This is a genomic window from Bradyrhizobium sp. JR4.3 (genome assembly GCF_040547695.1).
GTDB classification, from domain to species: domain Bacteria; phylum Pseudomonadota; class Alphaproteobacteria; order Rhizobiales; family Xanthobacteraceae; genus Bradyrhizobium; species Bradyrhizobium canariense.
Genome location: NZ_JBEPQF010000005.1, coordinates 145,312 through 171,165, shown reverse-complemented (window position 1 = coordinate 171,165; position 25,854 = coordinate 145,312). Strand labels below are relative to the sequence as shown.

Genomic DNA, 25,854 nt, shown 5'->3' with positions numbered 1-25,854 from the left:
AGCTCAGAATCCCGCGACATCGAGTCCATCGGCAAAGCCTTCGCCGAGCGCACTGGCAAGCTCGGCGCTGCCGCGCACGTCCGCGGCGGCGGCGATGTTGTGCACATCGACCGTTTCCAGCACCTTGGCCCAGAGATCGCGCTGGAGATAGACCCGCATGACGATGTTGAGGGCCAGGGCGAGCGCGAGGTAGCCGACGACCATCATCACCAGTGTCGGGATGCTCTTGGCCGCATTGCCGGGCCCCAACGCCTGCTCGACCGAAAGACCGCTCAGCTTGACGACGAGCATGGTGGCTCCGCCGACATAAGCGGCGAAGATGACCGAGAGCAGCATCCACCAGCCGATCACCTTCCAGTACAGGCCGTAAAATGCGTTGCGCGGAAGTTGCGAGGACACGCTGACATCGCCGATGCGGATACCGTCGAGCCACCAGCGCCACTCGCGCGCCTTGAACTCGGCATAGACGAACGGCGCGAGCGGAAAGATCACCATCGCGATCGGGCTCAGCAGCCACAGCCACCAGCCGCGCTTGAAGAACGTCCAGCCGTCAGCCGCGAAATCGCCGCGCAAATCGCCGTAATGGGTGTGCCGCATCTTGTAGCGTTCGAGCGAGGCCTCGCGCCACGGCAATGCGAGCCCAAGCGTCAGAAACACCAGCAAGCCCCACAGCATGGCGCGGAACGAATAGGCCCAGCCCGATCCATCCATCCAGAATCGCACGCCGCGCCAGACCGTCCGCGTCAGGCGATAGCGCCGCGCGCGAAAGATCGCGAACTGGCCGAAAGCGTAGAAGCTGATGAACAGCGGCGTCGAGGCAAAGCCCTGCCAGCGCTCGAACTCGATGCCGACAAGGAAGTAAGCGAGGTAGATCGGCACCAGGATCGCGAGCGCGAACAGGAAGCCGACCAAGAGCTCCTTGGCCCGCCCGGTATATTCGGCGGCGTCGCCGTCGACCGCGGTGTTCGCCCACAGATGACGACGGATGTCGGTGACGAGCCAGAACCGGTAGAAGCCGAAGGTGACGAGCTCGAGCAGGGCACCCTTGGTAACCAATTTGCGAAACTCGGTGCGGTTGCCGGTGAAATCGACCCCCATGGGCGGCAGCGGCGGGGGTAAGGGTTCGGAGCCGATGGGCGTCCATTGCATATCGTTCACGGCGGCAACCTCGGGGTGCGGACCTGGTTCGTTCAAACTATAGATCAGAGATTAGTCGATCCCCAAGATGGGCGGGTTCGATTTGGCTCGATTCCGGTCGATTTCTGACGCATTTCCACGGCCGAGGGCGTGCGCGAGATCACGTTCGCGAATGTCCGGTAGCCCGGATGGAGCGAAGCGCAATCCGGGACGGTGGCAGTGGGGGCCCGAATCCCGGATTTCGCTTCGCTCCATCCGGGCTACTTCACACCCATGTGGCAAAACTCGCCCTTGCTCCGGCGCAGACAACCGGCTGTAATTGCAAATCAAATACCGCAGCGCAGAATTCAACGAGAACGCGCGGTTATGTCAGGGAGAGCGGTCATGCATGGGACCATCGAAAGCGCGGCGAAGCTCGACGCGTTGCGCGCACGCGCAACGTCACTGCCGCTGGAGCAGTTCGATCCGGGCGACCCCGAGCTGTTCAGGACCGATACGTTCTGGCCCTATTTCGATCGCCTGCGCCGCGAAGATCCCGTGCACTATTGCAAGGACTCGATGTTCGGGCCGTATTGGTCGGTGACGCGCTACAACGACATCATGGAGATCGAGACCAATCATTCGGTATTCTCCTCGGCCTCCTCGCTCGGCGGCATCACCATCCGCGACATCGATCCGGAACTGCGTCGCGAGAGCTTCATCTCGATGGACCCGCCGCGCCACGCGGCGCAGCGCAAGACCGTGGCGCCGATGTTCACGCCGACGCATCTGGACAATCTCGCGCTCAGCATCCGCAAGCGCTCGGCCGAGTGCCTGGACAATCTGCCGCGCGGCGAGGTGTTCGACTGGGTCGACCGCGTCTCGATCGAGCTCACCACGCAGATGCTCGCGGTGCTGTTCGACTTCCCCTGGGAGGACCGCCGCAAGCTGACGCGCTGGTCGGACATCGCGACCACCATTCCCGGACCCGACGGCCTCGTCGCCACCGAAGACGAGCGTCAGGCCGAGCTCACCGAATGCGCCGGCTATTTCGCGCGGCTGTGGAAGGAGCGCATCGAGCAGCCGCCGAAGAGCGACCTGTTGTCGATGATGGCGCATGGCGCCGCGACGCGCGACATGGACGCGAAAAACTTCCTCGGCAATCTCATCCTTCTGATCGTCGGCGGCAACGACACCACCCGCAACACCATGTCCGGCTCGCTCGACGCGCTGAGCCAGCATCCCGAGCAATATCGCAAGCTGCGCGAAAACCCCGCGCTGCTCGACAGCTTCGTGCCGGAAGTGATCCGCTGGCAGACGCCGCTGGCTCATATGCGGCGCACCGCGCTTGCGGACTTCGAGTTCCGGGGCAAGCAGATCAAGAAAGGTGACAAGGTCGTGATGTGGTATGTCTCGGGCAACCGCGACGCCGACGCGATCGAAAAGCCCTACGAATTCATCATTGACCGCGCGCGGCCGCGTACGCATCTCTCGTTCGGCTTCGGCATCCACCGCTGCGTCGGCTTGCGGCTTGCCGAACTCCAGCTCAAGATTATCTGGGAAGAGATCCTCAAGCGATTCGACCATATCGAGGTGGTCGGCGAACCCAAGCGGGTCTATTCGAGTTTCGTGAAGGGTCTCGAAACCTTGCCGGTGAAGATCGCGGCGTGAGATTACTCCCTCTCCCCGTTCTACGGGGAGAGGGTCGGGGTGAGGGGGCTCTATCCGCGAAAAAAGTAGCCGCCGACTCGCGGAGAGTCCCCCTCACCCGGAATCCGCGCGGTGCGCGAATTCCGGCCTCTCCCCGCAAGCGGGGAGAGGCGAAGAAAGAGAAACACTGGAGCTACGACCATGAACATCCAAGCGCCGGTTCAAGTGGACATGGCCGAACGCATGCGCAGGGCCCGCGAGGAGGCCTATGCGACGCCGCTGGCGCAGTTCCACCCGGGCGCGCCCAGGCTGTTCCAGGATGACACCCTGTGGCCGTGGTTCGAGCGGCTGCGCAAGGAAGAGCCGGTGCATTACTGCACCAACGCGCCGATCGAGCCGTATTGGTCGGTGGTGAAGTACGACGACATCATGCATGTCGACACCAACCACGGCCTGTTCTCCTCTGACTCGACGCTCGGCGGCATCGGCATCCGCGACGTGCCGGAAGGTTATGACTGGCCGAGCTTCATCGCCATGGACCAGCCGCGTCATTCGTCGCAGCGCAAGACGGTGTCGCCGATGTTCACGCCGACTCATCTGGACGAACTGGCGAAACTGATCCGCCAGCGCTCGCAGACCGTGCTCGACAATCTGCCGCGCAACGAGACCTTCAATTTCGTCGAGCGCGTCTCGATCGAGCTGACGACGCAGATGCTGGCCACCCTGTTCGACTTCCCCTGGGAAGAACGGCGCAAGCTGACGCGCTGGTCAGATGTCGCGACCGCGCTACCCAAGAGCGGCATTGTTGCCTCGGCCGAAGAGCGCCGCCGCGAGATGGACGAATGCTACGCCTACATGTCCAAGCTCTGGAACGAGCGCGTCAACTCCGCGCCGCGCAACGATTTGCTGTCGCTGATGGCGCACAACGACGCCACGCGGTTCATGGATCCCGACAATCTCATGGGCAACATCATCCTGCTCATCGTCGGCGGCAACGACACCACGCGCAATACCATGACCGGCTCGGTGCTGGCATTGAACGAGAACCCGGAGCAGTACGACAGGCTGCGCGCCAACCCGGAACTGATCGATTCCATGGTGCCCGAAGTGATCCGCTGGCAGACTCCGCTCGCACATATGCGGCGCACCGCACTGCAGGACACTGAAGTTGGCGGCAGACACATCAAGAAGGGCGACCGCGTCGTGATGTGGTACGTCTCCGGCAACCGCGACGAGGAGATGTTCGAGAGGCCGAACGAATTCATCATCGACCGCCCGCGGCCGCGCACCCACCTCTCCTTCGGCTTCGGCATCCACCGCTGCGTCGGCATGCGCCTCGCCGAGCTCCAGCTCAAGATCGTCTGGGAAGAGATGCTGAAGCGTTTCGACCGCATCGAGGTGGTCGGCGAGCCCAAGCGGATCTATTCGAGCTTCATCAAGGGATACGAGTCGCTGCCGGTGAGGATTCCGGGGTAGGCTTCACTGTCCGTCATTGCGAGCGCAGCGAAGCAATCCAGACTATCACCGCGGAGGGATACCTGGATTGCTTCGCTGCGCTCGCAATGACGAGGTTTTGGCGACTTGTGCGCCTCGAGGCCCCAGCGGTGAACGCGGGAACACCCAGCTATAAAATTCCGGCATGACAGCTCGCACAACATGCGATGGGTCGCACACGGCCTTCTGTCCTAAACCGCACCGGCACATCTAACTCAACTTGATGTCCCACACGCCGTCCTTGCGGCAGGCGGCGACTTCCTCGCGCAGGAGGGCGGTGACGGCAACCGAGGCCGTCGAGACCGGACGGTCGATCGGAGAGGCAAATATGAGCTCGCGCGTCATCGGCTTCGAGACGACGGCCGTTTCCAGCCGCCCGTCCGCGACCTCGGCGTGGACCGACGAGGGCGGCAGCAGCGCGAAGCCGAGGCCTTCCTCGACGAGGCTCGTGAGCACGCGGAATGAATCCGCCTCGAGCTGGACGTTGAGCTTGATCTTGCGTTGCGCCGCCGCGTGCTCGATCAGCGCACGGAGACCGTGGGAATGACTGGGCAGCACCAGCCGTTGCCGCAGCAGCCAGCCGACATCGACGCTCTTCTTGCGCGCGAGGCCACAACCGCGCGGACCCACCGCGACGATGTTGTCGCGCCCCAAGCTCTCGACGTTGAGATGCAGATCGGCGGAGCGGCCGTAGAGGATGGCGAGATCCATCTCGCCGCGATGCAGCCATTCGACCAGATGGCCGCTGTAGCTCTCGACGATGCGCAGCGAAATGCCCGGGAATTTTTCGACGCAGCGCCGCGCGAAGCGCGCCGACAGCACGCAGCTCACGGTCGGGACCAGGCCGAGCACGACCTGGCCGGACGGCGGCCCCTTGGACGACTGGATATCGTCGCGGATCTGGTCGATCTGCCGCACGATGCCCGAGGTGCGCGCCAGCAACAGGCGGCCGGCATCCGTGAGCACCATGCCGCGGCCGTTGCGGGTGAACAATTCGGTGCGCAGCTCGTGTTCCAGGAGCTTGATCTGCCTGGAGAGCGCCGGCTGCGCCACACGCAACGTGTCGGACGCCTTGGAGAGGCTGCCGAGCTCCGCCACGCAACTGAAGGTCCTGAGCTGACGGAAATCCATGCTTGCCAATCCTGGAAGGCTACTCCATACGCTATAGCAAATGAGCATAGGGGGCTGGCATTGTTTTCACAACGCCAGAGGATCGGCCGGCGTTATCCTAACTGCCGCACATACGGGAAAACCCCATGAGTGAAGAACACCACACCGAAGATCACGCCGACATCCGCGAAGCCGTCGCAAAGCTCTGCGCGCAGTTTCCCGGCGAATACTGGCGCAAGCTCGACCGCGAGATGGCCTACCCCAAGGCCTTCGTCGACGCGCTGACCGAGGCCGGTTATCTCTCGGTGCTGATCCCCGAGGAATATGGCGGCGCGGGCTTGAAGCTTTCAGCGGCCGCCGCGATCCTCGAAGAGATCCAGCGCGCGGGCTGCAACGGCGGCGGCTGCCACGCCCAGATGTACACGATGGGCACCGTGCTGCGGCACGGCAATGACGAGCAGAAGGCAAAATATCTGCCGAAGGTCGCGAGCGGTGAATTGCGCCTGCAGGCCTTCGGCGTCACCGAGCCGACCAGCGGCACCGACACTACCTCGCTGAAGACTTTTGCGCGCAAGGACGGCAATGCCGGCTACATCGTCAACGGCCAGAAAATCTGGACCAGCCGCGCCGAACATTCGGACCTGATGCTCCTGCTGGCGCGGACCACGCCGAAGGACCAGGTCAAGAAGCGCACCGATGGCCTTTCGGTGTTCATCGTCGACATGCGCGAGGCCAAGAACAAGGGCCTCGAGATCCGCCCGATCCGCACCATGATGAACCACGCCACCACCGAAGTGTTCTTCACCGACATGAAGGTGCCGGCGGAGAATCTGATCGGCGAGGAGGGCAAGGGCTTTCGCTACATCCTCTCCGGCATGAATGCCGAGCGCATTTTGATCGCGGCCGAATGCGTCGGCGATGCCAAATGGTTCATCGCCAAGGCCACCAACTACGCCAAGGAGCGCAGCGTTTTCGGCCGGCCGATTGGCCAGAACCAAGGCATCCAGTTTCCGATCGCCAAGGCCTACGCCGCGATGCGCGCGGCCGAACTGATGGTGAAGGAAGCGACGCGCAAATACGAAGCCGGGCTCGACTGCGGCGCGGAGGCCAACATGGCAAAAATGCTCGCGGCCGATGCGTCCTGGGAAGCGGCCAACGCCTGCGTCCAGACCCATGGCGGCTTCGGATTTGCCGAGGAGTACGACGTCGAGCGCAAATTCCGCGAGACGCGGCTCTATCAGGTGGCGCCGATCTCGACCAACCTCGTGCTGTCCTTCATCGCCGAGCACGTCCTCGGCATGCCCCGCTCGTACTGAGGCAGCCATCATGGGAGCACTTGACGGGATCAGGGTGATTGCGGTCGAGCAGGCGGTGGCGGCGCCCTTCTGCTCGTCGCGGCTGGCGGATGCCGGCGCGGAAGTCATCAAGATCGAGCGGCCGGAAGGCGATTTCGCCCGCGGCTATGACGCGGCGGCCAAGGGGCAGAGCAGCTACTTTGTGTGGCTCAACCGCGGCAAGCAATCGGCCGTGGTCGATCTCGCCACCAAGGAAGGCTGCGCCGAACTGGAAAGACTGATCGCCAGCGCCGACGTGCTGATCCAGAACCTCAAGCCCGGCTCGATGGACAAGCTCGGCTTTTCGCGCGAGCGGCTGCTGAAGGATTATCCCAAACTGATCTCGTGCACGATCACCGGCTATGGCGACGACGGCCCCTATGCGCATCGCAAGGCCTATGATTTGCTGATCCAGGCCGAGAGCGGCCTTGCCTCGATCACAGGCAATCCCGACGGGGCCTCACGGGTCGGCATGTCGATCGTCGACGTCGCGACCGGCGCCACCGCGCATGCGGCAATCCTGGAGGCGCTGATCGGGCGCGGACGCACCGGCAAGGGCGCCGACATCCGCATCTCCATGTTCGACGTGATGGCGGACTGGTGCACCGTGCCGCTGCTCAACTCCGAGGCCGGCAATCCGCCCAAGCGCATGGGGCTGCGCCATCCCTCGATCGCGCCCTATGGCGTGTTCACGTCCAGCGACGGCAAGGACATTCTGATCTCGATCCAGAGCGAGCGCGAGTGGAAGACGCTTTGCGTGAAAGTGCTGGAGCAGCCGGATCTGCCCGCCGATCCGCGCGTGGCCAACATGGTCGAGCGCGTGCGCAACCGCGACTTCACCGACAAGACGGTCGCGGATGCCTTCGGCAAGATGACACGCGACGAGCTGCTGAGGCGGCTCTCCGATGCCGATATCGCCTTTGCCGAGGTCAACACCATGGCCGACCTCACCAAGCATCCGCATCTGCGCCGCATCGAGGTCGACACGCCGCGGGGGCCTGTTAGCTATCCCGCGCCGGCGCCGATCATTGTCGGCGAGACGCGCAGCTATGGTGCGGTGCCGGGGATCGGCGAAAATCCCCAATCCAGGAAATAACAAGAGCGAGGCGTCATGACCGAGAAGCTCGACATCGATCATTTGCGGCAGTGGATCGGCCGCAGCGAAGAGGCCACCGACACCGTCACCGCGCAGCTCGTCAAGGGTCTGCGCGCGACGCTGTTCCAGGAGGTCGGCGCGCCCAAGCCGGGCGACGCGGCGCCGTTCACGGTGCATTGGTGCCTGGCGCAGCCGGTGTTTCCGATGTCGATGCTCGGGCCCGACGGCCACCCCACCCGCGGCGGCTTCCTGCCGCCGGTGCCGCTGCCGCGCCGGATGTGGGCCGGCGGCGAGATCGAATTTTTGCAGCCGCTGCGCGTCGGCGACGAATCGACGCGGACATCGCGCATTGCGGACGTGCAGGTGAAATCAGGCTCGACCGGCACGTTGTGCTTCGTCTCGGTCGAGCACAGCATCTCCTCGCCGCGCGGCATCGCCATCCGCGAGCGGCAGGACATCGTTTATCGCGAGATGACGACGACGTACGCGACGGCAAAGGCCCCGCCTCCGCCGCCCAAGGCGCAGCATCGCGAGACGCATGTGTCGGATCCCGTGCTGCTGTTTCGGTATTCCGCGCTGACCTTCAACGGCCACCGCATCCATTACGACCGCGACTACGTGACCAAGGTCGAGGGCTATCCGGGCCTGATCTTCCATGGGCCGTTGCAGGCCACGTTCATCATCGAGATGGCCGCGAAGCTGCGCGGCGGCAAGCCGCCGAAGAAGTTTACCTATCGCGGGGTGCAGCCGCTGTTCGAGGGCAGCGAGTTCTCCATCAACGCCAATGAGACCGAGGCGGGCATGGAGCTGTGGACGGCAAACGCGGAGGGGCAGCCGACGATGAAGGGGACCGCGGTGTGGTGATACACTGCTGCTTCCTCCTCGTCATTGCGAGCGTAGCGAAGCAATCCAGAGTCCCTCGGCGGTAACAGTCTGGATTGCTTCGTCGCAAGGGCTCCTCGCAATGACGGTGGGGCTGATAGCCGATAAACATCAGGGAACGGAAACCATGTCCAAAAACGGCAAGAGCGGCAGCAAATCCGTCACCGTCAAGCAGGCGACACTCGACCTGCTGCGCTCCTTCGGCATCAGACGCGTCTTCGGCAACCCCGGCTCGACCGAGCTGCCGTTCCTGAGCGACTGGCCCGACGACATCGACTATGTGCTGGCGCTTCAGGAGGCCTCCGCGGTCGGCATGGCCGATGGCTATGCGCAGGCGACGCGCAATGCCGGCTTCGTCAATCTGCATTCGGCCGCCGGCGTCGGCAACGCTCTCGGCAACATCTATACCGCGCATCGCAACCAGACCCCGCTGGTGATCACCGCGGGCCAGCAGGCGCGCTCGATCCTCCCGTTGCAGGCGTTCCTCTATGCGGAGCGTGCGTCCGAATTCCCGCGGCCTTATGTCAAGTACAGCGTGGAGCCGGCGCGGCCCGAGGACGTGCCGGCCGCGATCGCGCGCGCCTATTACACCGCGATGCAGCCGCCATGCGGGCCGACCTTCGTATCGATCCCGGTCGACGACTGGGCGCATGCCGCAGCTCCCATCGAAGCCCGCAAGGTCAGCCGCGAGATAGCGCCCGAGGCTGACGCGATGAAGGCGCTGGTCACCGCGCTCGGTTCGGCCAAGCACCCTGCCCTCGTCGTCGGCCCCGGCGTCGATCGCGCGGGCGCGGTCGATTTGATGGTGCGCGTCGCCGAGAAGGCCAGGGCCAGCGTCTGGGTCAGCCCGTTTTCGGCGCGCTGCTCGTTCCCGGAACGCCATCCCCAGTTCGCGGGCTTCCTGCATGCCTCGCCGGCGCAATTGTCGGACGCCCTGCGCGAGCACGATCTCGTCGTCGTGATCGGCGCGCCGGTGTTCACCTTCCATGTCGAAGGCCACGCCGCGATCTTCGACGGCGGCGCGACGATCTTCCAGATCACGGACGACCCGGATGCCGCAGCGGTGACGCCGGTCGGAACCAGCATCATCGCGACGATGAAGCCGGCGCTCACAATGCTGCTCGACCTCCTGCCGGAGAGCCAGCGAGCCGCACCGAAGGGGCGAACGCTGCCACCGGCCCCGCAGGCCGCCGATCCGCTGCCGGTCGAATTCCTGCTGCATTCGCTGTCGCAGGCGATGCCGGACGGCGCGTCGCTGGTCGAGGAAATCCCCTCGCACCGGCCGGCGATGCAAAAGTTCATGCCGATGCGCGGCCAGGACAGTTTCTACACCATGGCCAGCGGCGGCCTCGGCTACTCGCTGCCGGCCGCGGTTGGCATGGCGCTCGGTAAACCAAAGAGCCGCACGGTGTGCCTGATCGGCGACGGCTCGGCGATGTATTCGATCCAGGCGCTGTGGACCGCCGCGCAGCGCAAGCTGCCGCTCACCATCGTCGTCATCAACAATTCCGGCTACGGCGCGATGCGCTCGTTCAGCCAGGTGATGCAGGTGAGGAACGTGCCGGGACTCGAACTGCCGGGGATCGATTTCGTCCGGCTCGCGGAGGGCATGGGTTGCCATGCGGTGCGGGTGAGCAAGGCAGCCGAACTGGGCGAGGCGCTCAAGCGCGGAATGGCATTCGAAGGGACCAGCCTGGTGGAGGTCATCGTGGATTCGGCGGTGCCGGTGCTGTACGGGCAGAAGCATTAGCGGCGCACTACATTTCATGTGGTCGTCCTGGCGAAAGCCAGGACCCATTACCCCAGGGAGTAGTTTGGCCAAGACTTGTCGTTCGGTACTGCTACTACGGCAAGATCGGTAGACCTCGCGGTATGGGTCCTGGCTTTCGCCAGGACGACTCCGAAATTGTGGACCCGCCTTCCCTACGTCCCGAACTCGTCGCGCATCCTGGCCTGGATCTTGGCCATGCCGCCGATCCAGCGGTCGTAGTTCTCGGTCTTCTTGCGCATGTAGCCGAGCACCTGCGGGTGCGGCAGGATCAAGAACGTCTCCTGCTCGAGGCCGGCGAGCACGTCCTTGGCGACCTGCTCGGGCGAGAGGTCGCCGTCGCCGGATTGCGGGCCCTTGGGAATCGAACGCAGCATGTTGGTGTCGACGCCCTGCGGGCAGAGGATCGAGACGCGGATGTTGTGCGCCTTGTGCGAGATTGCGAGATTTTCGGCAAAGCCGACCGCGGCATGCTTGGTGGTGGAGTAAGCCGGACTGCCGACCTGCGACAGCAGTCCCGCGGCCGAGATCGTGTTGAGGAAATAGCCGCCGCCGCGCGCCTTCATGCGCGGGATCAGATGCCGCGCCGCATAGACATGCGCCATGACGTGGATCGCCCAGCTGCGCTGCCACGGCTCATCCGAGGCACCGCCGGCATTGACCGACATCGGGTCGAAACCGCCGCCGATGCCGGCATTGGAGCAGAATAATTCGATCGGGCCGAACTGTCGCTCGGTCTCCTCGATGACGTGGGAAATATCCTTTTCCTGCGCGACGTCGCATTTGAAGGCCGCGCCATCCACCATGGCGGCGACCGCCCGCGCGTTGTCCGCGTCCATGTCGGCGACGACGACCTTGGCCGCACCAGCCTTGTGAAACGCCTCGCACAGCGCCTTGCCGATGCCGTTGGCGCCGCCCGTGACGACCACGACCTTGCCGGTCACCTGCATGCGACGTCTCCTCTTGTCTTATACCGTTTTGGCTTATTCCGCTTCGCGGAGCGCTCAGCTCAACACGAGGTCGAGCACCGCGGTATAATGGCACGCCGCCCCGGCCAAGACAAAGCCGTGCCAGATCGCATTCTGGAAGCGCAGCCGCCGCCAGGCATGGAAGATCACGCCGAAGCTGTAGAGCAGTCCGCCCGCAAGGATGAAGCCCAGCACCAGCGCGGGCAGCGCCTTGACCACGGAATCGTAGAGCATGATGCCGCTCCAGCCCATGGCGAGGTAGATGCCGACGGCGACGCGGTCGAACCGGCCGGGGTAGAGAAGTTTCAGCACGATGCCGAGGAGCGCCACGCACCAAACGCCGGCGAGCAGCACCAGCGCGAAGCCGCTGTCCTTCACCTCCAGGATGAACGGCGTGTAGGTCGCCGCGATCAGGAGGTAGATCGCCGAATGGTCGAATCGCCGCAACAGCCATTTGGCCGGCGAGATCGGCCACAGATTATAGGTCGCCGACAACACCAGCATCGAGAGCAGGCCGGCGACGTAGATCGAGACCCCGACGACGTCGGTTGCGTCGGCATAGAGCACCGTCAGTACCACCAGCACGGTCGCGGCGACGATGCCGCAGAGCACGCCGATCGCGTGGATCACGCCGTCGGCGATCAGCTCGGCGCGGTCGTAATGCCAGCCGATCGCGTCGGCGGCTGCGTGGACGGAGGAGGATGCGAGCTGTTTCAGTTGGAAGACGGTCATGGCAATCCGCAAAGTGAGACAATACCCTCTTGTATGGGTGTTTCGGGATCGGCGCGTCGTTCAAACGGCTGATTTGCCGACAAAGACGGTGGAAGTATGAAGCTTGATTTTCCTCAGGCAGTTGCCACTTTTGTGACTAGTCCTTTTTGCGTATCCGCCCCCGCCCGGGATTCCCAACGTTCATATGGCATTTAGTTTCCAGGATATGCTCGAGGAGGCGCGCCTGTCGGCTCGGGCGCTGATCGACTACGGCGAGCATTTCTTCAATCCGACGGTACGATTGGGGGTTACAGGCCTGTCGCGGGCCGGCAAGACCGTGTTCATCACTGCGCTGATCCACGGCCTCACCCGTGGCGGCCGGTTTCCGGTATTCGAGGCCTATTCATCCGGGCGGATCGCCCGGGCGCATCTGGCGCCGCAGCCGGACGACGCGGTGCCGCGCTTTGCCTATGAGAGCCATCTGCGCGCGCTGATCGAGGAGCGGCGCTGGCCGAGCTCGACTGTCGACATCAGCGAACTCAGGCTCGTCATCGACTACCAGCGCCCGAACGGCGCCGACCGCACGCTGACGCTCGACATCGTCGACTATCCCGGCGAGTGGCTGCTCGATCTGCCGCTGCTTCAGAAGAGCTTTGAGCAATGGTCGGCCGAAAGCCTGGCGTTGTCGCGCGAGGCGCCGCGCGTCCATCTTGCCGCGGATTGGCACGCGCATCTCGCAACGCTCAAGCCCGAAGCGCGCGAGGATGAACAGGCGACGCTGACGGCCGCGAAGCTCTTCAGGGGCTATTTGCAAGGCTGCCGCGACGAGCGGTTTGCGATGAGCCTGCTGCCGCCCGGCCGCTTCCTGATGCCGGGCAATCTCGCCGACACACCGGCGCTGACCTTTGCGCCGCTCGACGTACCCGCGGGCGGCCAGGCGCCGGAGGGATCGCTGTGGGCCATGATGGTGCGGCGGTATGAGGCCTACAAGGACGTCGTGGTGCGGCCATTCTTCCGGGATCATTTTGCCCGGCTCGATCGCCAGATCGTGCTGGCCGATGCGCTCGCCGCGTTCAATGCCGGCCCCGAAGCGCTGCACGATCTCGAAGCCGCACTCGCGGGCATTCTCGACTGCTTCAACATCGGCCGCAGCACGTTCCTCAGCGGCCTGTTTCGGCCGCGGATCGACCGCGTGCTGTTCGCGGCGACCAAGGCGGATCATTTGCATCATTCCAGCCATGACCGGCTCGAGGCCGTGTTGCGCCGCGCCGTCACCCGCGCGGTTGCGCGCGCGGAAACTACCGGCGCGGAGATCGACGTCGTCGCGCTCGCCGCCGTCCGCGCCACGCGCGAGGCGCAGGTCGCGCATGGCCGTGACAAATTGCCGTCGATCCTGGGAACGCCGGCCGCGGGCGAAAGCGCCGGGGGCGAGTTCTTCGACGGCAACACCGAGGTCGCGGCTTTTCCGGGCGATCTGCCGCTGGATCCCGAACCCCTGTTCAACGGCACCGACGCATTCCGCGGGCTCTCGACCGAGGCCGCCGGCAAGAGCGATTTTCGCTTTCTGCGTTTCCGTCCGCCAAAGCTCGAACGCGAGGGAGCCGACCAGCCGGCGCTGCCTCACATCCGCCTCGACCGTGCCTTGCAGTTCCTGATCGGAGACAAATTGTCATGAACGACCGATCAAAGCCACGGCGGCCGGCGACGTTCCGGCTCGACGACCCCGGCGTCGTCGTCACCGAGGCCGACGAGACGACCCGGCTCGGCCGCACCACCATCCAGATCACGCCGGAGCCCAATCCGGCGAACTTGCCGGTGCCGATCGCATCGTCGCTTCCGGCGCGACGCGGCTTTCCCTGGGGCGCGCTGTTCTGGTCCGGCGTCGCCGGGCTGACCCTGCTCGGCGTCGGGCTCGGCGTCGTCCGTCTGATCGAGGATCTGTTTGCGCGCAGCGAAAGCCTCGGCTTTGTCGGACTGGCGCTTGCCTCCGTCACCGCCCTTGCGCTCGCGGTGGTGACCGGACGCGAGGCGTTCGGGCTGGCGCGGTTGGCAACGATCGAAAAGCTGCATCAGCGTGCAGCCGCTGTTCTTGCCAGCGACGACCGCAAGGAGAGCCGTATCATCGTGCAGGATCTGCTCAAGATCGCGCACCAGAACCCGCAGCTCGCGCGCGCCCGCGCCGCGCTGGAAAGCCATGCCGGCGAGATCATCGACGGCGCCGACATGATCCGGCTCGCCGAGCGCGAATTGATGTCGCCGCTGGACATTGAGGCGCGGCGGCTGGTGTCGTCAGCCGCGCAAAAGGTCTCGATCGTGACAGCGGTTTCGCCCCGCGCGCTGATCGACGTGTTGTTCGTGTTCGTGGCCTCGCTGAGATTGATCCGCCAGCTCGCTTTTCTCTACGGCGGCCGTCCCGGCGCACTCGGCATGATCCGCCTGCTCCGCCACGTCGTCGCCCATCTCGCCATCACCGGCGGCATGGCGGCGAGCGACAGCCTGGTGCAGCAGATGCTCGGCCACGGCATCGCGGCGAAGCTATCGCAGCGGCTGGGCGAAGGCATGCTGAATGGATTGCTGACGGCGCGGCTGGGCCTCGCCGCGATCGACGTCACACGGCCGCTGCCGTTCGCGGCACTGCCGCCGCCGAAGCTGTCGGATCTCGCGACGGATCTGCTGCGGAAGAAGGATGAGGAGGAGTAGCGTTCTGTTTGCCGTCCCACGCTTGCGGGGAGAAGAAAGCCAGCACGCGCCACTGGAACAGCGGCGAGTTCGTCGGCGGCGACAGCTCCGGCGTCCAGCCTGAGAGCTTCTCCAGCACGTAATTGTCCATCACGAGACCGCGCCAGCGGCGCTCGACCTGGCCGAGTTGCTCGCGCTTGGCCGGGATCGAATCCCACAGCGACGAGCGGTTGTCTGGCTCGCGCCCAACATAAATGCCGGCGTGGCCTCTGATCCGATCCATGCCGGGATCGCGAAAATCCTGGAAGCGGCCGCGCTCGTTGATTTCGATCACGGGCACACGGCCCCTGAACAGCCAGCGCATCATGGCATAGGTGCGGTAGTCCGTGGTGGCGATCCAGGTCGCGCCGGTCTCGTCCAATGCAGCCTGTGCGCGCGCGGCAACCTGCTCGTAGCCGGACTCGGCACCGATCGGATCGATCTTGCCGAGCAAATTCCAGGGCGCGGCGATGTAATAGAGGAACACGATCACGACGAAAGCGATGCCCGAGACCACGGCTGTGCTGGCCCAGAACTGCGCCGATCTGATCATCCGCGCCGATCTTCCTTCGCGCGACAGCATGGTGAGATTAATAGCGGCAGCGGCGAAACCGACCGGCCACATGAACATCGGCCAGGTGTCACCGACGCGGAGGGTCAGGGATTTCGCCAGGAAATAGAGAAACGGCACCAGCACCGCGGTCGACAGCAAAATCGCGACCGGCTCGCGCGTGCGATAGCCGCGCCACGCCGTCATCACCACCCCCGTCAGCACCACCGGCAGCATGACGAAGCCGACCAATCCGAATTGCAGGCCGATGTAGTCGCCGAAGGTGCGGAGCGAGATGCCGTAGCTGGTGGTGGCGCGCACGCCCTGGAAGCGGATCGCGGCCCAGTCGTGCTGCACGTTCCAGATCAGGACGGGCGAGAACACGGCGATTGCGATCAGGACCGCCGAATACGGATAGGGGCTGCGCAGCCAGCGCCAGCGCCAATCCGGCACCAGCAGAAAGGCGGCAACGGCCGGCGCGAACATGATCACGGTAAATTTCGACAGCATCGCCAGCCCGGCGAACAGGCCGGCCGCGAGCCACCAGCGGCCATCGCCGCCCTGCGCAAGCCGCACCAGGGACCACATCATCGCCACCGCAAACGGGATCATGGCGACGTCGGGCGCGACCTTGGCCATCAGCAGGCCGTAATAGAGCGCAGCCTCCAGCATCAGCACCGCGAGCACGACGGCGCGCATGTCCTGGGTGAGGCGGCGGACGATATCGGCGAGCAGGAGCTGCGTCACCAGCATGGCGACGATGCCGCCGAAGCGCACACCGAGCGTGGTGTCGCCGAAGATCGCGGTGCCGAACCGGATCAGCCAGGCGATGCCGGGGGGATGATCCAGGAAGCTGAGCGCCGTCTCGTGCGACCAGGTCCAGTAATAGGCCTCGTCCGTGCGCAGCTCGATGGCCGAGGCGTAGACGATGCGCAGCAGCGTCATCGCCGCGATGATCGCCGCGGCCATGACGAGCGGCCGGCGCGCCGCGCCGGCGGGGGGCTTCGTGATGTCAGGAGCTGTCGTCACGGCGGCGCTTTTCGCCAACCTGGGAGGGGGAGTCAATGTTGGGGGTGGATCGGCCTGTTGCGCTGTCGCGATCCCAGCCCCGACGCGGAAACCGTAGGGTGGGCAAAGCGCAACGTGCCCACCATAAGTGCCGATTGGTGGGCACGGCGCCAAGGCGCCTTTGCCCACCCTACGATTTCGTCACCCTACCGCGGATGTGATCCCGCAAGCTGTCCACCCCCGGAATTAAACGCGGCGCTGGCTGTTCTCCTTCATGAACTGATACAACAGAATCATGGCCGCAACCGCATCCTCACGATTTTCCGAGCTTTCCCGCGCCGTCAGCTTGCGCCAGGTGCGGCTGGTTTGCGGCGTGATCCTGTTCGCCTATGTCATCAGCCATTTCCTCAACCATGCGCTCGGCAACATCTCGGTCGATGCCATGGAGATCGGGGTCTACTACCACACGCTGTTCTGGCAGTTCCTGCCGGTTGCGATCACGTTCTACACGGCGGCGCTCACGCATATGGGGCTCGGCATCTACGCGTTGTATCAGCGCCGGCAGTTCCGCTGGCGGACGGTCGAGCCGCTGCAACTCGTGCTGGGCTTGAGCATCCCCGCGCTGGTCATGGCGCATGTGATCGGGGTGCGGCTCGGCCAGACGCTTTACGGACACCAAAAACTCTATCCGCAGGAACTCTATCTGTTCTTCGTCGCGTCGAACCGTATCTGGACCATGACGGTCCTGCTTCTCATCGCCTGGGTGCACGGCTGCATCGGCATCTATTTCTGGCTTCGCCTCAAACCGTTCTTCACGCGCGCGGCCCCCTATCTGCTCGCGGCTGCTGTGCTGATCCCGACGCTGTCGCTGCTGGGTGTCTACCAAGGTGGCCGCAGCGTCGAGGTCGAGGCCGACGACGGGGAATGGCGGACGCACAATCTCACGCGCAGCCAGGTCGGCACGACGGCCGAGGCAGCGACGCTCGACCGCATCACCGGTGGCCTCACCGCCGGTTATCTCGGACTGCTCGCTTTGGCGCTGCTGGCGCGCGGCGTGCGCGCCCTGCGCGAACGGCGCGGCGGCATGATCGCGCTGTCCTACGGCAACGGCAAGACAGTGCGGGTGCCAAAAGGCCTCTCCGTGCTGGAAGCGAGCCTGCGCCACAATGTGCCGCATGCCAGCGTCTGCGGCGGCCGCGCCCGCTGCTCGACCTGCCGCATCCGCATCATCGGCGATCATGGCGCCCTGCCCGAGCCGTCGCAGCGCGAGGCGTTCGTGCTCACCCGTGTCGGCACCAGTGACCCCTCGATCAGGCTCGCCTGCCAGCTGCGGCCGACGTCGGATCTCTCCTTCTTCCAGCTCTTCACCGCGCATACCCTGTCGGCGAACACACAGGCCTCAACGCCCGCCAGAATCGGCCAGGAGCGCTATCTCGTCAGTCTGTTCGTGGACATGCGCGGCTCGACGCAGCTGGCCGAGAAGCGGCTGCCGTTCGACACCGTGTTCATCGTCAACCGCTTTCTCGGCGCCGTCTCGCAGGCCGTGATCGAGAATGGCGGCCAGCCGAACCAATTCGTGGGCGACGGCATGCTGGCACTGTTCGGACTGAGCGCCGATCCGCAAGAGGCCTGCCGGCAGGCGCTGAAGGCCGCCGCCGGCATCGCCAGGCAAATCGACGAGCTCAACGAGCTCCTGAGCCATGATCTGCGCCAGCCGATCCGCTTCGGCATCGGCATCCACGGCGGCGAAGTCATCATCGGCGACATCGGCTATCGCGATCACATCGTCTTCACAGCGCTGGGCGATGCCGTCAACGTCGCAGCCCGCCTCCAGGACATGACCAAGACGCTGGCCTGCGAAGCGATCGTCTCAGAGGAAGTCCGCCGCACCGCCGGCCTTGCCGACGATGCGCTGCCGCAGCAGGAGGTCGCGATCCGCGGCCGCGACGAACCCATGGCCGTGCGCGTCGTCGCGGACGCCAGGGAGCTGTCGGCGCTCGTTGACCACGGCGAACGCGTCGCGGCGTGAGGCAGCCACGAAGGCGGTGCTCTCCCTCTCCCGCTTGCGGGAGAGGGTTGGGGAGAGGGTGTCTCCGCACAGGGACAATCCCCAGAGGAGAGAACCCTCACCCGCGCCTTCGGCGCGACCTCTCCCGCAAGCGGGCGAGGTGCACCGAGCCTGCGTCGAGATCGAGTTATCCAACGAAAAACATCGCGGCGTAACACCGGCTTGCTGCAACGCAACGGCATGGGCCTGCTGCGAAAGCACGAATTGACTTCAACTGAGTCGTTGCGACACATGAGCGCGAGATTGCGGTGATGACCGCGATCAACGAAAAGCTCCGGGAGGAGACCACATGTTCGATCGACGCGACCTGCTCAAAGGAGCGGGCCTTGCCGCTGTTGCGACTGCACTGAACCCGGCCAAGGCGCTGGCACTCGACACTGTCACCCTGCCCTTCGCCAATGGCGAACGGCCCTTGGTGAAATATCCGCAGAAGCGGCCGATGATCGGCCTGACCAGCCGCCCGCCGCAGCTCGAGACGCCGTTCGCGGTCTTCAACGACGGCCCGATCACGCCGAATAACGCATTCTTCGTGCGCTATCACCTTTCCGACCTGCCCTACAATCTCGACCCCGACAAGTTCACGCTCGAGGTCAAGGGCAAGGTCGACAAGCCGCTCAAGCTGTCGCTGAAGGACATCCGGAAGATGAAGGCGACCGAGATCGTCGCCGTCAACCAGTGCTCCGGCAACAGCCGCGGCTTCCTGGATCCGCGCGTCGCCGGCGGCCAGCTCGCCAACGGGGCGATGGGCAATGCGCGCTGGCGCGGCGTGCCGCTGAAGGCCGTGCTGGCGATGGCGGGCGTGCAGAGCGGCGCCAAGCAGGTCACCTTCAACGGCATGGACGGTCCGGTCAGCGACAAGACGCCCGATTTCGTCAAGGCGCTCGATATCGATCACGCCAGCGACGGCGAGGTGATGCTGGCCTATGGCATGAACGGCGAAGACCTGCCGTTCCTCAACGGCTTTCCGCTGCGCCTGATCGTGCCCGGCTATTTCGGCACCTACTGGGTCAAGCACCTCAACGAGATCACCGTCGTCGACAATGTCTATGATGGCTTCTGGATGAAGTCGGCCTATCGCATTCCGGACACCCCGAACAATGCGGTCGAGCCGGGCACCGCGCCGAAGGCGACGATCCCGATCAACCGCTTCACGATCCGTTCCTTCATCACCAGCGTCCCCGACGGCGCCAAGCTGAAAGCAGGCGGCACGACGCTGCGCGGCATCGCCTTCGACGGCGGCAAGGGCATCAAGGAGGTCGCGGTCTCCACCGACGGCGGCAAGACCTGGACCGGCGCCAAGCTCGGCAAGGACCTTGGCAAATACTCGTTCCGTGAATGGACGCTGCCGGTGAAGCTCGCGGCGGGCTCTCACGAGCTCAAGGTGCGCGCCACCGGCAATGGCGGCGAAACCCAGCCGGATACGCCGCGCTGGAATCCGGCGGGTTACTTGCGCAACGTCGTCGAAACCGTCCGCGTCACCGTGGCTTGAGGGGAATGATCATGCAGCGCACCGTTTTCCTCGCCATCACGCTCGCCCTCGCCGCCGTGGTGGGTTCGGCACTTGCAGCACCGGTCAACTACAAGACCCCCGATGAGGTCGCGGCCTTCAAGCCAGGCCCCAACCTCGAAGTCGTGCAGGGCAATTGCAGCGCCTGCCACTCCGCCGACTACATCAACACGCAGCCGCTGATGAAGGACAAGAAAGCTTTCTGGCAGGCCGAGGTGACCAAGATGATGAAGGTCTATGGCGCCCCGATCGACGATGCCGATGTCGGCAAGATCGTCGATTATCTGGCCGCGACTTATTGACGGATGGCGCGCGGCGCGCGGACCAAGTGACCGCGAAACGGGCAAATCCGGCAAAACCGCCGCGAAGTTGAGCGGAATTCGGCGAAAGGCGGATGTGGTTTGAGCTACCAAGCCAGCCACATTCCGCGTATCGTATTAGGACCGAACCGGCCGGTTGGCGGGGACTGGCGGTTCGCGATCTCGGAGGAAGACCCGCGGAGAAGTCGTGATGGCTAAAGGTACGGTCAAGTGGTTCAACCCGACGAAGGGTTATGGATTTATCCAGCCTGCGTCGGGCGGCAAGGATGTGTTCGTGCATATCTCGGCAGTGCAGAAAGCCGGTCTGTCGTCCCTGAACGAAGGACAGACGGTGGAATATGAAGAGATCGCAAACCGAGGCAAAAGCTCCGCAGAGAACCTCAAAGTATAAGCCCGCCGGCTGTTGCTAACTCCCGGATCGATCCGGGAGCGGGGCCAAGAAATTTCAGAAGACGGTCAGTGCATTCGACGACAGGCGTTGCGATTGCACACGGAGAACTATTTGTCCCGCGAAGACCGCCCGTTCGACGCCACAGCAATGACAATCGCGACGGCACTTCGTTAGTCCACCGGCAACGGTGCGTCGCGCTTGATCTCTTCCATCACCGCATAGGTTCGCGTTTCGCGCACGCCGGGCATCGACAGCAAGGTCTCGCCGAGGAAGCGCCGATACGCGGTCATGTCTGCCAGCCGCGCCTTCACAAGATAGTCGAAGCCGCCGGCAACCATGTGACATTCCAGCACTTCGGGCGCGAGTTTCACCGCGCGGGCAAAACGCTCGAAATTGTCGGGCGTGGTCTTGTCGAGCAGCACCTCGACGAACACCAGGAGCCCGAGGCCGAGCCGGTGCGGGTTGAGTCGTGCGCCATAGCCTTCGATAAAGCCCTCTCGCTGCAAACGCTTCAGCCGTTCGCCGATCGAGGTCGGCGACAGCCCAATGCGCTCCGCGAGCTCGACATTGGCGATTCGCCCGTCCTGCTGCAAAATCGAGAGGATCTTCCGGTCGGTTCGATCTAATTCCATATTTCATAAGGGCAAATTGCTGGATAGCTTCATTTTCTAAGCCGAATGAGCTAAATTGTCCATCGAGCTAAGGTCGCGTGAGCATTATCCTGGATTGCAGCCACAGGACACGCCATGCCGAACATTCCGCCTCCCTTCTCCGCCGCCTACGCGCCCGATGATGCCGATATCGCCGCGCGCCTTTTGCCGTCTGCGCGTCTCGGCGCGCCGCAGGAGGCGCGGATCGATCGCACCGCGACGCGGCTGATCGAAGCCGTCCGCAAGCGCGACGACCGGCTTGGTGGGGTCGAGGACATGCTGCGGGAGTTCGCGCTCTCGACCAAGGAAGGGTTGGCCTTGATGGTGCTGGCCGAGGCGCTGCTACGCGTGCCGGACGCGCGCACCGCCGACCAGTTCATCGAGGACAAGCTCGGCGAGGGCGACTTCATCCACCACGAGACCAAGTCCACCGCCTTCCTGGTCAACGCCTCGGCCTGGGCGCTGGGCCTCTCCGCGCGGGTGATCCAGCCCGGCGAGACGCCCGACGGCACCATCGGCCGGCTGGTGAAGCGGCTGGGCGCACCCGCCGTGCGCACCGCCACGCGCCAGGCGATGCGGCTGATGGGCAATCATTTCGTGCTGGGCGAGACCATCGCGCAGGCTCTGGAGCGGGCCCGGCCGCGCTCCGGTGAGAGGCAGCGTTATTCCTTCGACATGCTCGGCGAAGGCGCCCGCACGGCCACTGACGCCAAGCGCTATTTCGACGCCTATGCCAGCGCGATTCTGACCATCGGCAAGGCGGCGGGTCACCACCTCCTGCCCGACCGGCCCGGCATCTCCGTCAAGCTCTCGGCGCTGCATCCGCGCTTCGAGGCGATCAGCCGCGAGCGCGTGATGGCCGAACTGGTGCCGCAACTGCTGGACCTCGCGCAGCGCGCCAAGAGCCATGACCTCAACTTCACCGTCGATGCCGAGGAAGCCGACCGGCTGGAATTGTCCCTCGACGTGATCGCGGCAACGCTCGCCGATCCCTCGCTTGCCGGCTGGGACGGATTTGGCCTCGCGATCCAGGCCTATCAGAAGCGCGCCGGCGACGTGATCGACTATGTCGATGCGCTCGCCCGCGCGCATGACCGCAAGCTAATGGTGCGGCTGGTCAAGGGCGCCTATTGGGACACCGAGATCAAGCGCGCGCAGGAGCGCGGGCTCGACGGCTATCCCGTGTTCACGCGCAAGGCGATGACGGATCTGAACTACGTCGCCTGTGCTCAAAAGCTGTTGAGCCTGCGGCCGCGCATCTTCCCGCAATTCGCCACCCACAACGCGCTGAGCGTCGCGACGGTGCTGGAGCTTGCCGGCGCCAACGGCGGCTTCGAATTCCAACGCCTGCATGGCATGGGCGAGGCACTCTACGAGCAGCTCGCCAAGGACCGCCCCGAGATCGCCTACCGCACCTACGCCCCGGTCGGCAGCCATCGCGACCTGCTCGCTTATCTGGTGCGGCGACTGTTGGAGAACGGTGCCAACTCCTCCTTCGTGGCGCAGGCGGCTGACTACCGCGTGCCTGTTACGGCGCTGTTGCAACGTCCGGCGGATGCCATCGTCCGGCCGCAGCAGGCGGCCCATCCGAAAATTCCGCTGCCACGCGATCTGTTCGCGCCGGAGCGGCGGAATTCGCGCGGCGTCGAATTCGGCGCGCGCGCCGCGCTCGACCGGTTGCTGACGGATGTCAAAGCCGAGACGATCGACCTCAAGCCGATCGCGAACGCAACGCCGGATCAGGCCAATGCGGCAGTGGCTGCAGCGCGCGCCGGCTTTGCCGCCTGGAGCCGGACACCCGCAGCCACGCGCGCGGCGGCGCTAGAGCAGGCCGCGCATCTTCTGGAGAACCGCGCGCCCCATTTCATCGCGCTGCTGCAACGCGAGGGCGGCAAGACGCTCGACGATGCGCTGTCGGAGCTGCGCGAGGCCGCCGATTTCTGCCGCTATTACGCCGCGCAGGGCCGCAAGCTGTTCGGCAACGATGTGGCGATGCCGGGGCCGACCGGCGAGAGCAACGCGCTGGCCATGCGCGGCCGTGGCGTCTTCGTGGCGATCTCGCCATGGAATTTTCCGTTGGCGATCTTCCTCGGCCAGGTCACGGCGGCGCTGATGGCCGGCAACAGCGTGGTGGCCAAGCCCGCAGAGCAGACCCCGCGCATTGCGGTCGAGGCGGTGCGGCTGCTGCACGAGGCCGGCATCCCCGCAAGCGCGCTGCATCTCGTCGCCGGCGACGGCCGCGTCGGCGCCGCGCTGACGGCGCACCCCGGTATCGCCGGAATCGTCTTCACCGGCTCGACCGAGGTCGCGCGCAGCATCAATCGGGCGCTGGCGGCCAAGGACGGGCCGATCGTGCCGCTGATCGCGGAGACCGGCGGCATCAACACCATGATCGCGGATGCGACTGCGTTGCCCGAGCAGGTCGCAGACGATGTCGTCACCTCGGCGTTTCGTTCCGCCGGCCAGCGCTGCTCGGCGCTGCGGCTGCTGTTCGTGCAGGAGGACGTCGCCGACCGCATGATCGAGATGATCGCGGGCGCGGCGCGCGAGTTGAAGATCGGTGACGCGAGCGACGTCGCGACCCATATCGGTCCGGTGATCGATAGCGAGGCCAAGCAGCGCCTCGATGCACATATCGCACGGATGAAGAGAGAGGCACGGCTGCACTTTGCCGGCACCGCGCCGGAGGGCTGCTTCGTGGCGCCGCATATTTTCGAGCTTGGCGATGCCGGCCAGCTGACCTCGGAGGTGTTCGGCCCGATCCTCCACGTTGCGCGCTATCGTGCGGAACATCTCGAACGCGTCCTGCAAGCCATCGAGCGCACCGGCTACGGGTTGACGCTCGGCATCCACTCCCGCATCGACGATACGATCGAGGCGATCGTCGACCGCGTCCAGATCGGCAACATCTACGTCAATCGCAATATGATCGGCGCTGTCGTCGGCGTGCAGCCGTTCGGCGGCAACGGCCTGTCCGGAACCGGCCCGAAAGCCGGCGGCCCGCACTACCTCGCGCGCTTCGCGACCGAGCAGACCGTGACGATCAACACCGCAGCAGCCGGCGGCAACGCTGCCCTGCTCGCAGGGGATGAGTGAGGCGCGGCGAGGAGCGTTGCATCCCGCCGAAACATCGGTCTAATGCTGCCCGTGACGTGGCCCTCGCCAATTCCAGCGCGCGGGAAACAACACGAGCGAGGGAGCAACGCGGCGATGGAAAAGGGCATTTTTGCAGGGCTCAAGGTGCTGGATTGCGCGAGTTTCATCGCAGCACCAGCGGCCGCGACCGTGCTGTCGGATTTCGGCGCCGATGTCGTCAAGATCGAACCGCCCGGTGCCGGCGATCCCTACCGCAATCTGCCCAACATTCCGGGCTATCCGACCAGCGAGCACAATTTCGCCTGGCTGCTGGAGGCCCGCAATAAGAAGAGCATCGCGCTCGACCTCGCCAAGCCGGAAGCGCAGGCCGTGCTCTACAAGCTGGTGGAAGAGGCCGATGTCTTCATCACCAACATGCCGCCGCCGGTGCGCACCAAACTCGGCATCACCTACGACCACCTCGCCCATCTCAACGACCGGCTGATCTACGCCTCCTTCACCGGCTATGGCGAAAAAGGCGAAGAGGCCAACAAGCCCGGCTTCGACAGCAACGCCTATTGGGCGCGCTCCGGCCTGATGGACCTCGTCCGCGCCGACACCGACACGACGCCGGCCCGCTCGGTCGCCGGCATGGGCGACCATCCCTGCGCCATGGCGTTCTACGGCGCCATCGTCACCGCGCTCTATCAGCGCGAGAAGACCGGCAAGGGCTCGCATGTCGCCTCCAATCTGATGGCAAACGGCGTGTGGGCTGCGAGCGTGCTGGCGCAGGCAAAGCTCTGCGGCGCCAAGTTTGCCGAGCGGCGGCCGCGCGAACGCGCGTTGAACGCGGTCGCCAACCACTACCAGTGCAAGGATGGCCGCTGGCTGATCCTGTCGCTGCTGAGCGAGGAGAAGCAGTTTCCGACGCTGGCCAGGTGTCTTGGCCGCGAAGACCTCATCACCGATCCGCGCTTCGCCACCAAACCCGACCGCCACGCCCGCTCTGTCGAGCTGATCAAGATCTTCGACGAGACCTTTGCAACCAGGGATCTCGCGGAATGGCGCAAGATCCTCGACGGCAACGGACTGGTGTTCGGCATCGTCGGCATTTTGGACGACATCCCGAACGACAAGCAGATGCTCGACAACGAGGTGCTGGTGCCGTTCGAGAACGACACCATGCTCACCATCTCAAGCCCGATCTGGATCGACGGCGCCAAGAAAGTGCAGCCGCGCAAGCCGCCCGGCGTCGGCGAGCACAGTGACGAGATTTTGCGTGGCGCGGGATACGACGAGGCGGCGATCAAGCGGCTGCGGTCGCAGGGGGCGGTGGGGTAAGGCGATACGCTGCCATAACCCCGTCATTGCGAGCGCAGCAAAGCAATCCAGAATCCCGCCGCGGATGCATTGCTGGATTGCTTCGCTACGCTCGCAA

Annotated in this window: 20 protein-coding genes; 14 read left to right on the top strand and 6 right to left on the bottom strand. The window is 64.9% G+C overall.

Annotated features, from left to right (window positions below):
• Positions 1–3: 3 nt before the first annotated feature.
• Positions 4–1,149 (bottom strand): DUF898 family protein, encoded by a 1,146-nt coding sequence (locus tag ABIB91_RS11240; protein WP_502916969.1) that lies wholly within the window; start codon positions 1,147–1,149, stop codon positions 4–6.
• 372 nt (positions 1,150–1,521) lie between these two features.
• On the opposite strand from ABIB91_RS11240, the gene ABIB91_RS11235 reads away from it, so the two are divergent.
• Together ABIB91_RS11235 and ABIB91_RS11230 are read left to right on the top strand one after the other, a co-directional pair.
• Positions 1,522–2,787 carry a cytochrome P450 gene (locus tag ABIB91_RS11235; RefSeq protein WP_219683050.1) on the top strand — a complete coding sequence of 422 codons (1,266 nt, stop codon included), beginning with the start codon at positions 1,522–1,524 and terminating at the stop codon, positions 2,785–2,787.
• Positions 2,788–2,967: 180 nt separating this feature from the next.
• The gene (locus ABIB91_RS11230) at positions 2,968–4,242 is read left to right on the top strand and encodes a cytochrome P450 (protein ID WP_354167856.1); all 1,275 of its coding nucleotides are present in this window, start codon (positions 2,968–2,970) and stop codon (positions 4,240–4,242) included.
• A 228-nt stretch (positions 4,243–4,470) separates the two neighbouring features.
• Here ABIB91_RS11230 and ABIB91_RS11225 read toward each other — a convergent pair whose 3' ends face one another.
• Positions 4,471–5,391, bottom strand: a complete 921-nt coding sequence (locus ABIB91_RS11225) for a LysR substrate-binding domain-containing protein (RefSeq protein ID WP_354167852.1) — start codon at positions 5,389–5,391, stop codon at positions 4,471–4,473.
• Between the two features lie 125 nt (positions 5,392–5,516).
• On the opposite strand from ABIB91_RS11225, the gene ABIB91_RS11220 reads away from it, so the two are divergent.
• From ABIB91_RS11220 to mdlC, 4 genes are all read left to right on the top strand, one after another.
• Positions 5,517–6,686 (top strand): acyl-CoA dehydrogenase family protein, encoded by a 1,170-nt coding sequence (locus ABIB91_RS11220; protein WP_106945941.1) that lies wholly within the window; start codon positions 5,517–5,519, stop codon positions 6,684–6,686.
• A gap of 10 nt (positions 6,687–6,696) precedes the next feature.
• The gene (locus ABIB91_RS11215) at positions 6,697–7,800 is read left to right on the top strand and encodes a CaiB/BaiF CoA transferase family protein (RefSeq protein ID WP_354167848.1); all 1,104 of its coding nucleotides are present in this window, start codon (positions 6,697–6,699) and stop codon (positions 7,798–7,800) included.
• A gap of 15 nt (positions 7,801–7,815) precedes the next feature.
• Positions 7,816–8,664: an HTD2 family dehydratase gene (locus tag ABIB91_RS11210; RefSeq protein ID WP_219683046.1), complete on the top strand. Its 849-nt coding sequence runs from the start codon at positions 7,816–7,818 to the stop codon at positions 8,662–8,664.
• 145 nt (positions 8,665–8,809) lie between these two features.
• Entirely contained in the window at positions 8,810–10,432 is a 1,623-nt protein-coding gene (gene mdlC, locus ABIB91_RS11205; RefSeq protein WP_354167845.1) for a benzoylformate decarboxylase, read from the top strand.
• Between the two features lie 173 nt (positions 10,433–10,605).
• Here mdlC and ABIB91_RS11200 read toward each other — a convergent pair whose 3' ends face one another.
• Positions 10,606–11,400, bottom strand: a complete 795-nt coding sequence (locus ABIB91_RS11200) for an SDR family oxidoreductase (RefSeq protein WP_354167842.1) — start codon at positions 11,398–11,400, stop codon at positions 10,606–10,608.
• 54 nt (positions 11,401–11,454) lie between these two features.
• Positions 11,455–12,150 carry a PAQR family membrane homeostasis protein TrhA gene (gene trhA / locus ABIB91_RS11195; RefSeq protein ID WP_219683043.1) on the bottom strand — a complete coding sequence of 232 codons (696 nt, stop codon included), beginning with the start codon at positions 12,148–12,150 and terminating at the stop codon, positions 11,455–11,457.
• A 184-nt stretch (positions 12,151–12,334) separates the two neighbouring features.
• Here trhA and ABIB91_RS11190 point away from each other — a divergent pair, with 184 nt between their 5' ends.
• Both ABIB91_RS11190 and ABIB91_RS11185 read left to right on the top strand, forming a co-directional pair.
• Positions 12,335–13,804, top strand: a complete 1,470-nt coding sequence (locus ABIB91_RS11190; RefSeq protein WP_354167839.1) for a YcjX family GTP-binding protein — start codon at positions 12,335–12,337, stop codon at positions 13,802–13,804.
• The gene (locus ABIB91_RS11185) at positions 13,801–14,829 is read left to right on the top strand and encodes a YcjF family protein (RefSeq protein ID WP_354167836.1); all 1,029 of its coding nucleotides are present in this window, start codon (positions 13,801–13,803) and stop codon (positions 14,827–14,829) included. The genes ABIB91_RS11190 and ABIB91_RS11185 overlap by 4 nt, the downstream gene beginning before the upstream one ends.
• Here ABIB91_RS11185 and ABIB91_RS11180 read toward each other — a convergent pair.
• Positions 14,738–16,366, bottom strand: a complete 1,629-nt coding sequence (locus tag ABIB91_RS11180; RefSeq protein WP_007596509.1) for a glycosyltransferase family 39 protein — start codon at positions 16,364–16,366, stop codon at positions 14,738–14,740. The genes ABIB91_RS11185 and ABIB91_RS11180 overlap by 92 nt on opposite strands.
• 334 nt (positions 16,367–16,700) lie before the next feature.
• On the opposite strand from ABIB91_RS11180, the gene ABIB91_RS11175 reads away from it, so the two are divergent.
• The 4 genes from ABIB91_RS11175 (at position 16,701) to ABIB91_RS11160 (ending at position 20,691) form a co-directional block, all read left to right on the top strand.
• The gene (locus ABIB91_RS11175) at positions 16,701–18,434 is read left to right on the top strand and encodes an adenylate/guanylate cyclase domain-containing protein (RefSeq protein ID WP_354167834.1); all 1,734 of its coding nucleotides are present in this window, start codon (positions 16,701–16,703) and stop codon (positions 18,432–18,434) included.
• 328 nt (positions 18,435–18,762) lie between these two features.
• The gene (gene sorA, locus ABIB91_RS11170; RefSeq protein WP_354167831.1) at positions 18,763–19,962 is read left to right on the top strand and encodes a SorA family sulfite dehydrogenase catalytic subunit; all 1,200 of its coding nucleotides are present in this window, start codon (positions 18,763–18,765) and stop codon (positions 19,960–19,962) included.
• Positions 19,963–19,973: 11 nt separating this feature from the next.
• Complete coding sequence (sorB, locus tag ABIB91_RS11165; RefSeq protein WP_354167828.1) at positions 19,974–20,282, top strand: SorB family sulfite dehydrogenase c-type cytochrome subunit; 309 nt, start codon at positions 19,974–19,976, stop codon at positions 20,280–20,282.
• A 208-nt stretch (positions 20,283–20,490) separates the two neighbouring features.
• Complete coding sequence (locus ABIB91_RS11160) at positions 20,491–20,691, top strand: cold-shock protein (RefSeq protein ID WP_007596519.1); 201 nt, start codon at positions 20,491–20,493, stop codon at positions 20,689–20,691.
• A 170-nt stretch (positions 20,692–20,861) separates the two neighbouring features.
• Here the strand turns inward: ABIB91_RS11160 and ABIB91_RS11155 are convergent, their stop codons facing one another.
• Positions 20,862–21,323 carry an Lrp/AsnC ligand binding domain-containing protein gene (locus tag ABIB91_RS11155; RefSeq protein ID WP_007596520.1) on the bottom strand — a complete coding sequence of 154 codons (462 nt, stop codon included), beginning with the start codon at positions 21,321–21,323 and terminating at the stop codon, positions 20,862–20,864.
• A 114-nt stretch (positions 21,324–21,437) separates the two neighbouring features.
• On the opposite strand from ABIB91_RS11155, the gene putA reads away from it, so the two are divergent.
• Together putA and ABIB91_RS11145 are read left to right on the top strand one after the other, a co-directional pair.
• A complete protein-coding gene (putA, locus tag ABIB91_RS11150) occupies positions 21,438–24,437 on the top strand; it encodes a bifunctional proline dehydrogenase/L-glutamate gamma-semialdehyde dehydrogenase PutA (RefSeq protein ID WP_354167823.1) in 3,000 nt (999 codons plus the stop codon).
• Positions 24,438–24,551: 114 nt separating this feature from the next.
• Positions 24,552–25,757: a CaiB/BaiF CoA transferase family protein gene (locus ABIB91_RS11145; protein WP_354167820.1), complete on the top strand. Its 1,206-nt coding sequence runs from the start codon at positions 24,552–24,554 to the stop codon at positions 25,755–25,757.
• Positions 25,758–25,854: the final 97 nt, after the last annotated feature.

Excerpts from the sequence above, each read along its gene's own strand:
- ABIB91_RS11225 (WP_354167852.1), bottom strand. The coding sequence starts at position 5,391 with ATGGATTTCCGTCAGCTCAGGACCTTCAGTTGCGTGGCGGAGCTCGGC.
- putA (WP_354167823.1), top strand. The coding sequence starts at position 21,438 with ATGCCGAACATTCCGCCTCCCTTCTCCGCCGCCTACGCGCCCGATGAT.
- ABIB91_RS11145 (WP_354167820.1), top strand. The coding sequence starts at position 24,552 with ATGGAAAAGGGCATTTTTGCAGGGCTCAAGGTGCTGGATTGCGCGAGT.
- sorB (WP_354167828.1), top strand. The coding sequence starts at position 19,974 with ATGCAGCGCACCGTTTTCCTCGCCATCACGCTCGCCCTCGCCGCCGTG.
- ABIB91_RS11230 (WP_354167856.1), top strand. The coding sequence starts at position 2,968 with ATGAACATCCAAGCGCCGGTTCAAGTGGACATGGCCGAACGCATGCGC.
- ABIB91_RS11160 (WP_007596519.1), top strand. The coding sequence starts at position 20,491 with ATGGCTAAAGGTACGGTCAAGTGGTTCAACCCGACGAAGGGTTATGGA.
- ABIB91_RS11235 (WP_219683050.1), top strand. The coding sequence starts at position 1,522 with ATGCATGGGACCATCGAAAGCGCGGCGAAGCTCGACGCGTTGCGCGCA.
- ABIB91_RS11210 (WP_219683046.1), top strand. The coding sequence starts at position 7,816 with ATGACCGAGAAGCTCGACATCGATCATTTGCGGCAGTGGATCGGCCGC.
- mdlC (WP_354167845.1), top strand. The coding sequence starts at position 8,810 with ATGTCCAAAAACGGCAAGAGCGGCAGCAAATCCGTCACCGTCAAGCAG.
- ABIB91_RS11190 (WP_354167839.1), top strand. The coding sequence starts at position 12,335 with ATGGCATTTAGTTTCCAGGATATGCTCGAGGAGGCGCGCCTGTCGGCT.
- sorA (WP_354167831.1), top strand. The coding sequence starts at position 18,763 with ATGTTCGATCGACGCGACCTGCTCAAAGGAGCGGGCCTTGCCGCTGTT.
- ABIB91_RS11180 (WP_007596509.1), bottom strand. The coding sequence starts at position 16,366 with ATGGCCGCGGCGATCATCGCGGCGATGACGCTGCTGCGCATCGTCTAC.
- ABIB91_RS11240 (WP_502916969.1), bottom strand. The coding sequence starts at position 1,149 with ATGCAATGGACGCCCATCGGCTCCGAACCCTTACCCCCGCCGCTGCCG.
- ABIB91_RS11220 (WP_106945941.1), top strand. The coding sequence starts at position 5,517 with ATGAGTGAAGAACACCACACCGAAGATCACGCCGACATCCGCGAAGCC.
- ABIB91_RS11155 (WP_007596520.1), bottom strand. The coding sequence starts at position 21,323 with ATGGAATTAGATCGAACCGACCGGAAGATCCTCTCGATTTTGCAGCAG.
- ABIB91_RS11185 (WP_354167836.1), top strand. The coding sequence starts at position 13,801 with ATGAACGACCGATCAAAGCCACGGCGGCCGGCGACGTTCCGGCTCGAC.
- ABIB91_RS11215 (WP_354167848.1), top strand. The coding sequence starts at position 6,697 with ATGGGAGCACTTGACGGGATCAGGGTGATTGCGGTCGAGCAGGCGGTG.
- ABIB91_RS11200 (WP_354167842.1), bottom strand. The coding sequence starts at position 11,400 with ATGCAGGTGACCGGCAAGGTCGTGGTCGTCACGGGCGGCGCCAACGGC.
- ABIB91_RS11175 (WP_354167834.1), top strand. The coding sequence starts at position 16,701 with ATGGCCGCAACCGCATCCTCACGATTTTCCGAGCTTTCCCGCGCCGTC.
- trhA (WP_219683043.1), bottom strand. The coding sequence starts at position 12,150 with ATGACCGTCTTCCAACTGAAACAGCTCGCATCCTCCTCCGTCCACGCA.